The sequence below is a fragment of the Streptomyces sp. NBC_00080 genome, from assembly GCF_045041255.1.
Taxonomy (GTDB): Bacteria; Actinomycetota; Actinomycetes; order Streptomycetales; family Streptomycetaceae; genus Streptomyces; species Streptomyces coriariae.
Genome location: NZ_CP108235.1, coordinates 8,160,573 through 8,175,440 on the forward strand (window position 1 = coordinate 8,160,573; position 14,868 = coordinate 8,175,440).

The window sequence follows — 14,868 nt, forward strand, 5'->3', positions numbered from 1 at the left end:
TACCGGCCCGAGAACCCGGCTGCCTTCCGGCTGCCGGGTCCGTCCTCCTCCAGAAGGTCCGCGATGGAACTGAATCTGCAAGGCAAGAGCGCCGTGGTCACCGGCGCCGGCAAAGGCATCGGACTTGCCGTGACCCGAGCCCTGGTGGCCGAGAGCGTACGCGTCACCGCAGGCGCCCGTCACACGTCCGGCCCGCTGTCCGAGCTGAGCGAGACCGGCTCCGTCCACGTCGTCGAGGCGGACCTGGCGACCCCCGAAGGGCCGGCCTTGCTGGTGGAGGGGGCGGCGGCCGTGTACGGGCCGCCGGACATCCTGGTGAACAACGTGGGCGCGGTCCGCCCACGGACGGGTGGCTTCTCGTCCGTCACCGACCTGGACTGGACGACCACGCTGGAGATCAATCTCCTGTCGGCCGTGCGCGCCACGCGGGCGGTGCTGCCGCTGATGTTGGAACGCGGCTCGGGAACGATTGTCACGGTCGCGTCGGTGAACTCCAGGCTGCCCGACCCGCTCGTCATCGACTACAGCGCCGCCAAGGCGGCGCTCCTCAGCTTCAGCAAGTCCCTGTCGAAGGAACTGGGCCCCCGCGGAATCCGTGTCAACACGGTGAGTCCGGGGCCGGTGGCCACGGACCTGTGGCTGGGCGAGGCGGGGGTGGCCGCCGTCCTGGGGCAGGCCGGCGGGCTGGACGCGGAGACCGTGGCGGCACAGGCCGCCAAGGACTCCGCCACCGGCCGTTTCACGCGCCCGGAGGAGGTGGCGGACCTGGTCCTGCTGCTCGTTTCGGACCGGGGCGGCAATGTCACCGGCTCCGACTTCGTCATCGACGGCGGAATGATCAGCACGGTGTGACCGGCACGGACGGTGTCGTGTGGAACGCCGCCGCCACCATGCGCGCCAGCTCCACCCGCGAATGGATCTGGAATTTCTGGAAGACGTGCCGCAAGTGGTAGTCCACGGTGTGATGCGACACGGACAGCAGTGCGGCGGTCTGCCGGTTGGTCAGGCCGCCGGCGACATGCTCGGCCACCAGCTTCTGCGCCTCCGTCAGCTCGGCCCACCGCAGGTTCTGCACCCCGCCCGGCCCCGCGACGCGCGGAGGAGGGGCGGGAGCGGGCACGGTCAGCCGGACGACCGCTCCCGCAAGAGCCCGTCCGGTCCAGATGCCCTCGCAGAACCGTGGACGCGCCCCGGACTCCAGGGCCGGCGCCGACGAGGGCGGTGCCGTGTCCGTCATCGGGGACGCCACCTCATGACGGGCCCACTCCCACAACAGCGAGCGGTCGGCGACACGTGTCAGAGCCGCCGCCGAACCGTTCACCAGCAACGTGCTCCCGCTGACGACCACCACGGGGCCGTCGGTCGTTCGACTCGCCTTGAGGAAGCGCTTGTGCAGCAGCCGCGGGTCGTCGATGGTCGTCAAGTGCATCGTGTCTCCAAAACGCTCTGCCGGGGGCACCGGCACCGGCGAAGTCCGGTCCGACGGCTGGTCGTTCGCCGTTCGACCTCTGCCGATTCGCACGCTACGCAGGGCATGGTGAGCGATCCGTGACGAGAAGGTGACTGGCCCGACTCGGCCCGCGCCGGGACCTCGTACACTTCCCACTTGTGCGTGTGACGGTTCTCGGCCCGCTCCGGGCCTGGCGGGACGGGGAGGAGCTCGAACTCGGCCCGCCCAAGAGGAAGGCACTGCTGGCGCTCCTGCTGACACAGGTCGACCAGCCCGTTCCGACCTCCGAGATCGTCGAGTTCCTGTGGGGGGAGAGCGCCCCGGACAGCGCGGTCAATGTCGTACACAGGCACGTCGGGACCCTGCGGAAGGCGCTGGGCCCGATTCTGGTGCGGGCGTCCGGCGGATACCGGCTCCACCTCGACTCCGGTCAGCTGGACCTCCTGCGGTTCCGCGCGCTGCGCGCCGACGCCGGAGAGAGCCGGCGGGCGGGCGACGACATCGCGGGTCTGAGACAACTGCTGGCGGCCCTCGGTCTCTGGCGCGGGCCGGTCGCCGACGGGCTGTCGGCGTCGATGCGCGCCCACCCGCTGTTCGCGCGGGTCGAACGCGAGTACCCGGACGCTGTCAAGGAAGCCGTCGACACCGCCGTGGCAGCCGGTGACGTCCACCTGGAACGCGTACTGATGCCGCTGCGGCAGGCGGCCCAGGCGCATCCGTTGGACGAGGCCTTGCAGGCGCGGCTCGTCACCGTGCTGGCCCGTACCGGGCACGTGCTGGAAGCGCGGCGGAGCTACGAGGAGGTCAGCGGACGGCTGAACCAGGAACTCGGACTGGAGCCCGGCCCGGAGCTGGCGGAAGCCGGAGAGCGTCTGCGCACGCGCTCGACCGGTCCGGCCACGGGCACGCCGGCCGTCCCGACCGGCCTCACCCCGACCGCGGCACCCGCGGCGAGCGACGGCATCATCCGTACGAGACCCGCGCAACTCCCCCCGGATCTGGGTGTCTTCAGCGGTCGGCACACGGAGATGGCCCTGGCGCGGAGCCTCCTGCCCGCGGACGGCCTGCCGGGGCGGCCCGTCGTCATCAGCGCCATCGGAGGCATGGCCGGAGTGGGCAAGACCACGCTGGCCGTCCACTGGGCCCACGAGGTCGCCCCGCGCTACCCCGACGGGCAGCTCTACGCCGACCTGCGCGGCTTCGACCCCGGCGGGGCGGCGCCCGGCCCTGCTCAGATCCTGCGCACCTTTCTCGACGCGCTGGGAGTGGCGTCGGAACACATACCGCCGAGCGTCGACGCCCAGGCGTCGCTGTACCGGAGTCTTCTGGTCGGCAGACGGGTCCTGATCGTTCTCGACAACGCCAAGGAAACCGAGCAGGTCAGGCCGCTGCTGCCGGGCGCGGGCGACTGCCTCGCCATCGTCACCAGCCGCAACCTCCTGTCCGGGCTGGTGGCCGAAGGCGCACATCCCATCGCCCTCGACGTACTGGACGACGTCGCTTCCCAGGCCCTGCTGACCCGTCGCCTCGGTGCGGAACGGCTCGCCGCACAGCCGGACGCGGTCAAGGACATCATCCACTCGTGCGCCGGCCTGCCGCTCGCCCTGGCGATCGTCAGCGCCCGCATGTCCATGAACCCCCACGGCGATCTCGGTGTCCTCGCGTCCGAGTTGACGGAGGAGGACGACCGCCTTGCCATGCTGTCGGCCGGTGATCCGTCCACCGATCTCGAAACGGTTTTCTCCTGGTCGTACCAGGCACTCTCCCCGCTGGCCGCCCTGCTCTTCCGCCGGCTCGCCCTGCATCCCGGGCCCGAGGTGTCGCTCGAAGCGGCGTCCAGCCTGCTCGGTCTGCCCCGGGACGAGGCACGGCCCGCGCTGTGCGAACTGACCAGGGCACACCTGCTCACCGAACGCTTCGCGGGCCGGTTCCTGTGCCATGACCTCCTGCGCGCCTACGCGGGCGACCTGCTCCAGATCCACGAGTCCCAGCAGGAGCAGGTCCTGGCCCTGCGGCGGCTGCTCGACCACCTGCTGCACAGCGCGCACCACGCGGGCACCGTACTCGCACCGCAGGGAGAACGGCTGACCCTCCCTGCTCCCGTCGACGGCGCTGTCGTCGCCGAGTTCCGCAACCGCGAACAGGCAGCGGACTGGCTGGAGACGGAGCGGGCCGTCATCCTCGCCGCGGTCGCCCATGAGCCCGCTCGCACACATACGGCTTCGCGGCGCTGGCAGTTGGCCGCGACCGTGGAACTGCACCTCGACCGGCTGGGCCGCTGGCAGGAGCAACTCGCCCTCCAGTCGGCGGCGCTCGACGCCGCGGAGCGTTCCGGAGATCCGTCCGGCCGCGCCCACGCCCACCGCGCCCTGGGGTTCGTCCACGGCCGGCTCGGCGACGCCGAGGCGGCCACCCAGCACCTGACCGCCGCCCTGGACCTGTTCCGGGCGGCGGCCGACCCGGCCGGCGAGGCCAGGACACGGCGATATCTGGCGTTCCAGGCGAACAAGGGCGGTCGGCACGAGGACGCGCTGGTCCACTACGGTCTCGCCCGCAGCCTGTATGCGGAGGCGGACGTGAGCGGCCGCATCGGACAGGCCCAGGTGCACAACGAGGTCGGCTGGACCCACATCCTGCGGGGCGACCACGCCCTGGCGCTGGTGGAGTGCCAGAGGGCAATCGACCTCCACCGGGAACTCGGCAATCCGAACGGTGAGGCCGCCGCGTGGGACAGCCTCGGCTACGCACACCATCATCTGGCGGCCCACGAACGGGCCGTCGACTGTTATCGCCATGCCCTGACGCTCTACCGCGGCCTGCACGACGCCTACCTCGAAGCCGACACCCTGGTCCACATCGGCGACAGCCAGGAGGCCGCGGGAGAGCGCACCGAAGCCGGTGTGTCCTGGCGGCAGGCCCTGCGGATCCTCGAACACCTGGGACACCCGGACGCGCAGGCGGTGCGGCAGCGCCTGGTCCACTGACGAGGACGCGGGCGGCGGCACCGGAGGCCTCTGACGGATCTCCGCGGCCGCGGAGATCCTGTCGTACGTCCGCACCTTTTGGTCACCTCGCCCCGGCTACCTTGGCCGGGCTGCCGAGCCGGCCTCCCCCCCAGCACCGCACCGCGCCGGCACACCCGGCAGCACCTCGATGACATCCGGAGGGACATCAGGTCATGCCCACGTTCACCACATCGGACTGTGTCGACATCCACTACAAGGACTGGGGCAGCGGGCAGCCCGTCGTCTTCTGCCACGGTTGGCCGCTGAACGCGGACGCCTGGGACGGGCAGTTGCTTCTGGTCGCCGGCAGCGGCTTCCGGGGCATCGCCCACGACCGACGCGGGCACGGTCGTTCCGGCCAGTCCTGGGGCGGCAACCACATGGACCGTTACGCCGACGACCTCGCCGAACTTCTGGAGACCCTCGACCTACGTGACGTCATCCTGGTGGGACACTCCACCGGCGGCGGTGAGGTCGCGCGCTACATCGGCCGTCACGGCACGGACCGGGTGGCCAAGGCGGCCCTGCTCGGAGCCGTTCCGCCCTTGATGCTCCGGACGGACGCCAACCCCGACGGCCTTCCCCGCGAGGCGTTCGACGGTATCCGCGCCGGCGTGCGGACCGACCGGTCCCAGTTCTACTGGGAGCTGAGCGAGAGTTTCTACGGATTCAACCGCCCCGGCGCGACCGGGTCCGAGGGAGTTCGCCGCGCCTTCTGGCTGTGGAGCATGCAGACCGGGCTGAAAGCGGCCTACGACTGCGTCAGGCAGTTCTCGGAGACCGACTTCCACGACGACCTGGCCAAGTTCACGTTCCCGACGCTCGTGGCGCACGGTGGTGACGACCAGATCGTGCCCGTGCACCTGTCGGCGGAGCGCACCGCGAGACTTCTGCCCGACGCCGTTCTCAAGGTGTACCCCGGCGCCCCGCACGGGCTGGTGGGCGCGTACCGGGAAGCCTTCGACGCGGATCTGTTGGCCTTCATCAGGGACTGACACACACCCGTCGGTGTGCCCGGTCCAGTCGGTCTAGGAAGCGCTCACGGTGGCGGAGAGCTTCTCCTGGATCTCGGCCGCCCAGTCGGGATCGATCGGCGTGAGGATCTCGACCGCCTGACGCCATCGCGCGCGGGCGTCCTCGGCAGCGCCCGCCAGAGCGAGCGTGTCGCCGAGGCGGCTGAGGCTGCCGGCCTCGTTGTAGCGGTCTCCGCCCGCCCGCAGGAGGCGGACCGCGCGTTCATAACAGCGCACGGCCCGGCGGAGATTGCCAAGATGATGATGGGCGAACGCCAGGGTGTCCCAGGTGTTCCCGTGCCCCGAGCCTCCGCCCGCGGCCATCCGGCGGTAGAGCAGCAGCGACCGCACGGCGCTCGTGACCGCGTCCTCGCAGGCTCCCAGCGACGCCTGGTACCAGGCGAGCGCGTTGAGGGAGTCGGCCTGCGCACTGAGATGACCGGCGGCGCGATAGAGGTCGAGCGCACGCCGTGTGTGCTCTATCGCCAGGACGTCACGTTCGGTACGCGTCATCAGCCAGCCGAGCTGCCGCAGGCAGTGCGCCTGCCCCACACGGTCGCCGAGGGCCTCGAACAGCACGAGGGCCTGGCACAGGTGTTCCTCGGCCGACTCGTACCGGCGCAGCAGTGAGTGCGCGCGTCCCAGTCCCGCGTGCGCGTGGGCCACGCCGAGCGGTTCGCCCGCCTGCTGTGCGGCACCCAGCGCGGTCAGTTGGAGGTCCGCCCAGTCGTGCCAGTGGCCCACCCGCTCGTACATGGAGTCGAGCAGGCGGGCGAGCCGCCAGGCGTCGTGCGGCCGGTCGTCCTGGACGGCCTGGCGTACGACCGCCGTCAGCGTGAGGCGTTCCTGCTGGAACCACCGCACCGCGGCTTCCACGCTGGACGGCCCGGCGGCCGCGGGCGGCCCGATCCCGGCGGGGACGGTGACGAGATGGGCCGGGTCCAGCAACCGCAGAGCCGTGTGGGCCGTCTGCACGTAATGCCGGAACAGCCGGTCGTGCGCCGCATCCCTGTCGTCGGCGGTGTCGTACGAGTCGGTCGCCTCCCGTCCGTAGGCGCGCAGGAGGTCGTGCAGGCGGTGACGGCCCCCCGCCTCCTCGGCGACGAGGTGCGCCCGTACGAGTTCGGCCAGCGACGGGCGGGTCCGGCGGACGGTGAGCCCGCCCAGAGCGGCAGCGGAATGGACGTCGAACGTCGCTCCCGGATGCAGCGACAGCAGGCGGAACAGGCGGGCCGTGTCGTCGGAGAGCGTGCGGTAGGACCAGCCGAACACGGCCCGTATGTCGGTGGACCGGTCCGCGCCTTCGAAGGCGTCGAGGCTGCCCTTGGCCTCCAGCAGTTGTTCGGCCATGGCGCCGAGCGGAAGGCGGGGGTTCATCAGGGCCCGCGCCGTGATGACGGAGAGGGCCAGCGGGAGCCGGCCGCACAAGGAGATGATCGTCTGCGTCGCCTCGGGCTCGGCGTCGACCCGATCGGCGCCGAGCCGCCGTACGAGACTCTCCCGGGCGCTCTCGGTGGACATCACGTCGAGTGCCAGCGGGTGCGCGCCGTGCGCCGCCACCAGACTGCTCAGCTGGTTACGGCTCGTGATGAGCACCAGGCAACCTGCGGATCCGGGGAGAAGCGGCCGGACCTGTTCCGCGTCGCGGGCGTTGTCGAGCAGGACCAGCATGCGCCGGTCCGCGAGGAAGCTCCGGTAGAGCGCGGCTTGGGCGTCGAGACCGTCGGGGATCTGCTGGGGTGAGACACCCAGGTTCTCCAGGAAGCCGCGGATCGCCTCGGCGGGAGTCATGGCCGATCCGTTGAGATCGAAGCCGCGGAGATCGACGTAGAGCTGCCCGTCGCGGTAGCGGTCGGCAACGCGGTGCGCGAGGTGGATGGCGAGAGTGGTCTTGCCGACACCGGCCATGCCGCCGATGGCGTTGATGATCATCGTGGAGGAGGCGGGAGGGGTGCGTTCGCCGGCCGTCAGTTGGCGCAACAGACTGTCGACTTCGGCTTCCCGCCCGACGAAGTCCGCCGGAGCGGCCGGCAGTTGAGCGGGGCGGGGAAGAAGGGAGCCGTGTCTTCGCCGGACCGGCTGGTCGGACCGCCGCTCGGCCTCGTCCCGTGCCTGAGAAGGGGCGGGGGGAGGGGTCTTGGCCAGCACCTGTTGCTGCGCTTCACTCAGCACGGCGGAGGGCTCGACTCCCAGTTCTGTCCGGAGGCGGTCGCGCAGACGGTGGAAGACATCGAGGGCTTCGGCCTGCCGTCCGGACGCGGACAGGGCGAGCATCAGCTTGCTGTGCAGGTGCTCCTCGAGTCGGTGCTGGTCCGCCAACGTCTGCAAGGAGGCCAGGACCGGACCGGCCTCGCCGTGCCGCAGAGCGAGGTCGGCCGCCTCCACGGCGACCGTCAGCCGCTCGTTGTCGAGTTGGGTGAACAGCGGATGGCCGCGCACCTCGGCGCTGATACCGGCCGCCACGGGGCCCCGCCACAGGGCGAGAGCATCGACATACAGGCGTACTGCCGCGTCGATAAGCCCCTCGTCACGGGCTTCGCGTGCGCGCGCGTAGAGCGCGCGGAAGCCCAGGAGATCGAGAGAGTCCTCGTCCACGTCGATCCGGTAACCGCCGCCGCCTCCTACCAGCCACTGTCCCGAAGCCATGCGGGGGAGATCCGGTTGGATCATCCGTCGCAGCGATCCGGCGTAACGGCGGATGACGTTCGTCGCGCTGGCCGGTTCGGCGCCGCCCCACAGCAGGCCGATCAGCTGGGGCAGCGACATCGCCCGGCCCGCGCCCGCCAGCAGGACGGCGAGCAGGGCCTGTTGCTGTGGGGGCCCGGCGTGCAGTTCGGTTCCGTCCCGCCACACCCGCACCGTGCCGAGTACGGCGAAGCGCACCTCGGGTGGGCGCGGCGGAGCGGCTGGGGTGTCATCCTCATCCATGGTCTTGAAATCGTTCACTCAGACGGCCGACCGCAGCAGGTGTCCCAGGGCGGTGCGAGAGGTGACCCCGAGCTTCGGAAAGATGCGGTGCAGATGGTTGCTGACCGTCCGGTGGGACAGATGGAGCTTTTCGCCGATCTCCCGGTTGGTGAGCCCCTCTGCCGCCATCATGGCGATCTGCAGCTCCTGCGGGTTCAGCAACTCGTGTGCCCTGGGGACCCGTTCCGATCCGGCCTCTCCGGAGGCGCGCAGCTCGCGGCGGGAACGCTCGCTGTAAGCGACGGCGCCCAACGCGTCGAACGCGTCGCGGGCGGCCCGCAGGGGGCCGCGGGCCTGGGTGTCGCGGCGCCTGCGGCGCAGCCATTCGCCGTAGGCGAGCTGCGTGCGGGCGCGGGCGAAGGGCCAACGAGTCAGATCGGCGGCCAGTGCTTCCAGGAAACAGCGCTCGGCGTCCGCGTCCTCGTGAGCCAGCACGGCCCGTGCGAAGCGCACACCCACGTGCAAGGCGGTCGAAGGCGTTTGGCGGGCGATGACTTCCATGCGGCGGACGAGGTCCCGGATCTCCTCGGTGCGGTGTGCCCGCTGCGCGACGTCGACGAGATCGATCAATGCGTAGCACCGCAGCGTCGGGTGGTACGCGGCGGCAGCCGGATCCTGAAGTTGCCGCAGGAGCAGCAGTGCCTCGTCGAACGACCCGCGGGCCGACGCCACTTGGGCGAGAGCCATGCGGGCGGTGGCGAGAACGGGTCGGGCGTGCAGGCTGCTGCCGAGGTCGATCGACTCCTCCGCCAGTCGCTCGGCGTCGTCCAGTTCCCCTTGCAGCGCCGCGATCAGGGCTTTCGTACAGCGTGCCGTCCCTTGCAGCAGGGTCTGACCGGTCTCCTGGCTCAGTCGGTCGGCCTCCGCGGCTGACGGGACGGCCACCGCCAAGTCGCACAGCAGAGTGGCGCTCCACCCCCGGGCGGCGAGTGCGCCGACCAGTTGGAACAGTCGGCCCTGGGCCCGCAGTCCGGACAGGGAGGCGGCGGAGAAGCCCGCGGCAAGGTCGAACGCGCCGACCAGGACCGCCGCCGTACCGAGGAACCGGTCGGCGGTGGCGTCGCCGCTCGGATGGGCCGCCCAGTGCTTCAGCCGTGCGATGACGTGGGCTCCCTGCGTCATCGGCGCTGTGTAGGCCAGGATGGCGAGGACCTGCGGCTCGTTGTCGAAGGGCAGGCGGAGAGCGAGGTCGGCCACGTACCGGGCGGCGTCCTCGCCGCTCTCCAGCCAGAAGTTGCGTCGGGCCGCCGTCCACAGGATCCGCAGCGCGAGTCCGGTGTCGCCGCCGGAGGCCACCTCTTCGGCCAGGGCCGCCAGGGTGAAGACATCGGCGTCGTCATGCACGTTCTCCTGGAAACGGGCGGACGTCCAGGTGACCCGGGCCTGCTGTTGTGCGGTCAGCGGGTCTGCGGCCGCCCGGTTCAGCAGGCGCACCACCTCGTCGTGCCGCCCCGACTCCACGGCGATGTCGGCGGCGTGCAGCAGCAGTTCGGTCCGTTGTTCCGGCCGACTCACCAGCCGTGCGGCGTGTTCCAGCGCGCTGACGGCCGTCATGACACCGCCGGGCCGTTCGATCCGGCGGTTCGCCTCCTCCAGGGCCGCGGCGACGTCGTCGGCCGGTGGCGGCTGCGCGGCCTGCGACTGGCGGATCTGACGTTCGATCGGATGGTCCAGTACTTTCGTCAGCGCCGCTCGCACCGCTTGGTGCCGGCGCGTGCTCGTCCCGGAGAGCACGGCGGCCCGGCTGAGCGGGTGACGAAAGCGCAGTTCGTCGCCGGACAGGGCGATGAGGTGGGCGTCGATGGCGGGTGCCAGGTCCTCGACGCGGGCCGGCTCTCCGTCGACCAGCCGTGCGACGTCGAGGATCTCCGTCAGCGGGCTGCCGTCGTTGACGGCGGCGATCACCAGGAGGGTTCTCGTTCGCGAGGGCAGCGCCGCGACTCTTCTGCGGAAAGCATTTTCCAGCCGGGTGGACAGCGGCAGCCATGCCGTGGTCATCGTGGTCGTCGCGTGGCTCTGCCGGGCGGCGAACGCCAACTCCGTCAGAGCGAGGGGATTGCCTCCCGCTTCCGCCAGTACCCGCTCCCTCAAGCCGGGAGAAAGGCCCGGGGCCCGGGCGTCGACGACATCGGCGGCGTGGGCCGCGTCAAGCGGCTTCAGTGTCAGTGTGGGCAGACCGGCGTTGTTCAGCGGCGAGTCGAGGCCCTCCCGGAGAGCGGCGAGCAGCACGACCGGTTCCGAGGCGAGCCTGCGCGCCACGAAGGCCAGAGCTGTGGCGCTCGCCGCGTCCAGCAGGTGCAGGTCCTCCACGACGAGCAGGAGGGGGAGTCGGGCGGCTGCCTCCGCCAGGAGGCCGAGGGTCGCCAGGGCCACCGGTAACGGATCGGCGGTGTCCTCGTCCTTGTCCTCGGCGTCGAAGGCCCCGGCGAGGGCCGCCTGCTGAGCGGGCGGCAGCGTGGCGCCGTGGGAGCGTACGGAGGCCAGCAGACGGCTCACGCCGGCGAAGGGCAGGTGGGCGTCCCGCTCGGTGGCGACGGTCGTCAGTACGCGGACGTCCTCGGGGGCGAGCCCGGTGAGCAGGTGCTCCAGCAGTGCGGTCTTGCCGATCCCGGGTTCTCCCGCGATCAGGAGCGCCCCACCACCGCCCGCGCGTGCACGGTCGACGACAGCCGTGACGGTGGCGAGCTCGGGGCCCCGTCCGATGAGTGCCACGACGCTCGATTCTCGAACTGATGATCTTTTTTGATCAGTCTACGTCGTGACCGTCCGGCGCTCCAGGGTCCGCTGTCCGTCCTGGACGCGTTCCCGCGCCACGAGAACCGGGGCGCCGGCTCCGGCGGACGGTGTGACGGTGTCCCGGAGCGCGGAGCGCAACTGAGGGCCCGGACCGATGCCCAGGTCGTCGCGCAGTCGGGTCGAGACTTCGTTGTACACGGCGACCGCCTCCGCCCGGTTCCCCGTGGCCGTCAAGGCTGTCATCAGCTTGGCCTGCAACGACTCATCCAGCGGGTGGTGGTCGGCGACCCGGTACAGCTCGTCCACCAACAGGGCGCCGCAGCCGCCCCGCAGTGCCGCGTCGGCTGCGTCCTTGGCGGTCGCCAGCCGTTCCCGGTCGAGCGCGCCGAAGACGGGGTGGCCCCTGACCTCGGCCGGTATGTCCGCCGCCGCGGGCCCGCGCCACAACCGCAGCCCCTGAACGTACTTCTCGACGCCCTGCCGGTGATCCCCGGCACGGCAGCGCTCGCGGGCCTGGGTCCTCAGCCGCCGGAACGTCACGAGGTCCAGGCGGCCGTCCGGCAGGGCCAGCCGGTAGGTTCCGGCCTGACCCAGCAGCCACTGCCCGGCTGCCATGGACGGCAGTCCCGGTTCGAGGACCCTGCGTAGTTCACCGACGTACCGCCGGATCAGATTGACCGCACTCGGCGGCGGAGATTCGCTCCACAGCACGTCCACCACCTCGTGCAGGGCGGTCGCCTCACCCGCGCGCGCGAGCAGCAGCGCCAGCAGGGACCGCTGCCGCGGTGGCCCCGCGGCCAGGGCCACGCCGTCACGCCTTACCTGCAACGCTCCCAGTACTCCGAAGCTCATCTGTCCCATGGGAAATACGCTAGGGCCGACCGGATATCCGTCGCGTACGTCAGATGACGCTCACCTCGAAGCCTCGTGGTATTCGGCTCCCCGCTCGGGAAAGACGGAAGCCAGTGCGGCCCGCGACGAGATGCCCAGTTTCGGAAAAACGCGATGCAGATGAGTGCTCACGGTGCGGGGGGAGAGAAAGAGCCGCTCTGCGATCTCACGGTTGGTGAGTCCCTCGGCTGCCAGCTGCGCGACCTGAGACTCCTGCCGCGTCAGACGGTCACGGGCGGCCGGTTCGCGGCGTCTGCTGAATTCTCCGGAGGCCAGGAGTTCCTGGCGGGCCCGGTTCGCCCACGGAACGGTTCCCAGCGTGTCGAACGCATCCTCGGCGGCGCGCAGTTGCTCGCGGGAGTCCATGGCCCGCCGTTGACGCCGCAGCCACTGTCCGTAGGCCAGCTGCAGGCGCGCGCGGTCGAAGGGCCAGGTGCAGGAGGCGTCGTCCAGCGCCGCGCGGAAGAGCCCCTCGGCGTCCGTGTCCTCCGCCAGTGCCGCGCGGGCGTAGGCCAGGCCGCTGTGCATTCCCGAGGACGACGTCCGAGAGGCGGCCCGCGTCATCTCGGCTGTCACGGAACGCGCCGAGTCCCGCTCCCCGCAATGTACGGCGGCATCCGTCAGCTCGATCAGCGCGTAGCAGCGCAGGGCGATCTGGTGGGCGGGGTCCTTCGGGTCGTGCATCCGCCGAAGATGCCCGTAGGCCTCGTGGAAACGCCCAGCCCCCATCGCGGCCAGTCCGCGCGCCAGTTGCACGGTCGCGAGAACGGGCCGCGCCGCGACCGGCAGGGCGATGCGCTCCGCCTCTCCCGCGAGTTCGAGAGCGCGTCCGTGCCGCCCCTGCAACGCCGCGATACGCGCCTCGGTCGCGATACCCAGTCCGCGGAGATAGGTCTGCCCGGTGTCCCGGGCCAGCCGTGTCGCTTCCTCGGCGACCGGAACGGTCGACGTGAGCTGCGCCAACTGGGCTCCGCTCCAGGCCTGCACCCCCCACGCCCTGGCGGCGAGTCCCAGACGCCCCTCCGACCGCAGACCCGGTGCCGACGTCCTGGACAGCCTCTGCGCCAGATCGAACTCACCGACCAGGAGAGCGGCGCCGCCGATGAGACGTGCCGCCCCAGGATCGGCCGCGGTCAGCGCCGCGGCACGCCTCAGACCGCTCACCACCCGGCGGCCGCAGTCGATGGGCTGGGCGTGGGCGATGATCGCGAGCAGCGACGGATCGGTGTCGGACAAGGGCAGTTCGTCGGCGAGCGCGACGATGCCGTGCCGTGCGGCCGGCCCCGGTTCGGACCAGAAGCAGCGTTGCGCGGCACTCCCCAGGATGCTTGCGGCGAGATCGACTCGGCCTTCCGCGAGAACGGTCCGGGCCAGCCGCGTCAGAGCGGCGGCCCCTTCGGAGACGTCCCGCATCCCGTCCTCCGGGCTGCCCTTTATCCACTGCAGGCGGGCACGTTGCCCGGGTGCGGTGGCCCATGGCTCCGCGGCCTCCAGCAGCCGGGTGACGAGGTGGTGCCGACCGGCGTCGACGGCCTGGGCCGCGGCCCTGAGGAGTCGTTCGCCCCCTCGTGCGGTGTCGCCGCTCAGTCTGGCCGCCTGCTCAAGTGCCTTGACCGACTCGTCGGCGTCACCGCGGCGACGGGCCCGGTGGGCGGCCTCGTCGAGACGTACGGCCAAGTGCTCGTCGGGGTGGGTCGCCGCCGCGGCCTCGTGCCAGGTCTGCCGGTCGGAGCCCGCCGTGACGTAGCGCGCCAGCGCGGCATGCACCGCCCGGCGCCGGTCCGCGGGCGTGCTCCGGCGGATGGCCGAGGACATCAGCGGATGGCGAAAACGTACGGTGTCGTCGCCGGCCTCCACAAGGCCCGCGGCGATCGCCGGTGCCAGGTCGGACGCCTCGACCCGCACCGGACCCTGGAGCGATGCCGCGCGCAGGATCTCGGGGAGACAGGCACGGTCGTCGCACGCGGCCACCAGCAACAGCAGACGGGTCGAGGGGGGCAGCGTGTGCAGACGGCTGGTGAAGGCGTCCTGGAGGCGCCGGGACATGGGGGTCCAGGGTTCCGTGGCCGGGCCGGAGGACCCCGGGCCCGCCGCGGTGCCGGCCAGTTCCGTCAGCGCGAGGGGATGGCCCGCTGCTTCCCTCAGCACAACCGCGCGGGTCGAGGGGGTCAGATCCGGGGCCCGGACGTCGACCAGGGCGGCGGAGGCTTCGGGGGAGAGGGGACCCACCGCCAGATCGGGCACGCCGGTCGCGGTCAGCGGCGAGGGACAACCGTCGCGCAGCGCCGCCAGGAGCAGGACGGGCTCGGACTCCAGCCGTCGGGCGAGGAGGGCGAAGACGTCCGAGCTGGCGCGGTCGAGCCGGTGGACATCGTCGATCACCAGCAGCACGGGGGAGTGCGCGGCGGCACGGGCCAGCAGATCGAGGGCGGAGAGGGCCACCGGGAAAGGGTCGGGCACGGTGGAGCCCCGTACCCCGAGCGCACCCTCCAGGGCGTCGCGCCGCGCTGCGGGCAACTGCGCGGCAAAAGAGCGGACCGGATAGACCAGTTGATGCAGGCCGGCAAAAGGAAGAAGTGCCTCCGATTCCACGCCGGTCGCCCGGAGGACACGTACACCGTTTTCCGAGGCGTGCGAAGCGGCCATGTCCAGCAAGGCGGTCTTGCCGACCCCGGGTTCGCCGCGCAGGAGAACCGCTCCGCCGCCGTTCTGGAGTGCCCCGATCTTTTCGTGGAGACAGTCGGTCTCCTTTTCGCGGCCGAACAGATCCTGGGGACGTGAATCCACCATCTGGGCACCTCCAGAG

8 protein-coding genes are annotated in these 14,868 nt (G+C 71.4%); 3 read left to right on the top strand and 5 right to left on the bottom strand.

Going from position 1 to position 14,868, the window contains the following annotated elements; translation table 11 throughout:
- The first annotated feature begins 63 nt into the window (after positions 1 to 63).
- Positions 64 to 852 (top strand): oxidoreductase, encoded by a 789-nt coding sequence (locus OHU34_RS36530; protein ID WP_142269086.1) that lies wholly within the window; start codon positions 64 to 66, stop codon positions 850 to 852.
- Here OHU34_RS36530 and OHU34_RS36535 read toward each other — a convergent pair.
- Complete coding sequence (locus tag OHU34_RS36535) at positions 839 to 1,429, bottom strand: LuxR C-terminal-related transcriptional regulator (protein ID WP_405770346.1); 591 nt, start codon at positions 1,427 to 1,429, stop codon at positions 839 to 841. The two genes, OHU34_RS36530 and OHU34_RS36535, sit on opposite strands and share 14 nt — an antisense overlap.
- Before the next feature lie 179 nt (positions 1,430 to 1,608).
- On the opposite strand from OHU34_RS36535, the gene OHU34_RS36540 reads away from it, so the two are divergent.
- Both OHU34_RS36540 and OHU34_RS36545 read left to right on the top strand, forming a co-directional pair.
- A complete protein-coding gene (locus tag OHU34_RS36540) occupies positions 1,609 to 4,434 on the top strand; it encodes an AfsR/SARP family transcriptional regulator (RefSeq protein WP_405770349.1) in 2,826 nt (941 codons plus the stop codon).
- A 194-nt stretch (positions 4,435 to 4,628) separates the two neighbouring features.
- Positions 4,629 to 5,450 (top strand): alpha/beta fold hydrolase, encoded by an 822-nt coding sequence (locus tag OHU34_RS36545; protein WP_142269083.1) that lies wholly within the window; start codon positions 4,629 to 4,631, stop codon positions 5,448 to 5,450.
- 33 nt (positions 5,451 to 5,483) lie between these two features.
- Here the strand turns inward: OHU34_RS36545 and OHU34_RS36550 are convergent, their stop codons facing one another.
- The 4 genes from OHU34_RS36550 to OHU34_RS36565 are packed head-to-tail and all read right to left on the bottom strand — an operon-like array spanning position 5,484 to position 14,852.
- Positions 5,484 to 8,396, bottom strand: a complete 2,913-nt coding sequence (locus OHU34_RS36550) for an AfsR/SARP family transcriptional regulator (RefSeq protein ID WP_405770351.1) — start codon at positions 8,394 to 8,396, stop codon at positions 5,484 to 5,486.
- An 18-nt stretch (positions 8,397 to 8,414) separates the two neighbouring features.
- On the bottom strand, positions 8,415 to 11,147 hold the full coding sequence (locus tag OHU34_RS36555) for a LuxR family transcriptional regulator (protein WP_230196569.1): 2,733 nt from the start codon (positions 11,145 to 11,147) through the stop codon (positions 8,415 to 8,417).
- Positions 11,148 to 11,186: 39 nt separating this feature from the next.
- Positions 11,187 to 12,032 carry a BTAD domain-containing putative transcriptional regulator gene (locus tag OHU34_RS36560; protein ID WP_142269080.1) on the bottom strand — a complete coding sequence of 282 codons (846 nt, stop codon included), beginning with the start codon at positions 12,030 to 12,032 and terminating at the stop codon, positions 11,187 to 11,189.
- Between the two features lie 51 nt (positions 12,033 to 12,083).
- Entirely contained in the window at positions 12,084 to 14,852 is a 2,769-nt protein-coding gene (locus OHU34_RS36565) for an ATP-binding protein (RefSeq protein WP_405770354.1), read from the bottom strand.
- Positions 14,853 to 14,868 lie beyond the last annotated feature (16 nt).

Excerpts from the sequence above, each read along its gene's own strand:
- OHU34_RS36530 (WP_142269086.1), top strand. The coding sequence starts at position 64 with ATGGAACTGAATCTGCAAGGCAAGAGCGCCGTGGTCACCGGCGCCGGC.
- OHU34_RS36535 (WP_405770346.1), bottom strand. The coding sequence starts at position 1,429 with ATGCACTTGACGACCATCGACGACCCGCGGCTGCTGCACAAGCGCTTC.
- OHU34_RS36545 (WP_142269083.1), top strand. The coding sequence starts at position 4,629 with ATGCCCACGTTCACCACATCGGACTGTGTCGACATCCACTACAAGGAC.
- OHU34_RS36550 (WP_405770351.1), bottom strand. The coding sequence starts at position 8,396 with ATGGATGAGGATGACACCCCAGCCGCTCCGCCGCGCCCACCCGAGGTG.
- OHU34_RS36560 (WP_142269080.1), bottom strand. The coding sequence starts at position 12,032 with ATGGGACAGATGAGCTTCGGAGTACTGGGAGCGTTGCAGGTAAGGCGT.
- OHU34_RS36565 (WP_405770354.1), bottom strand. The coding sequence starts at position 14,852 with ATGGTGGATTCACGTCCCCAGGATCTGTTCGGCCGCGAAAAGGAGACC.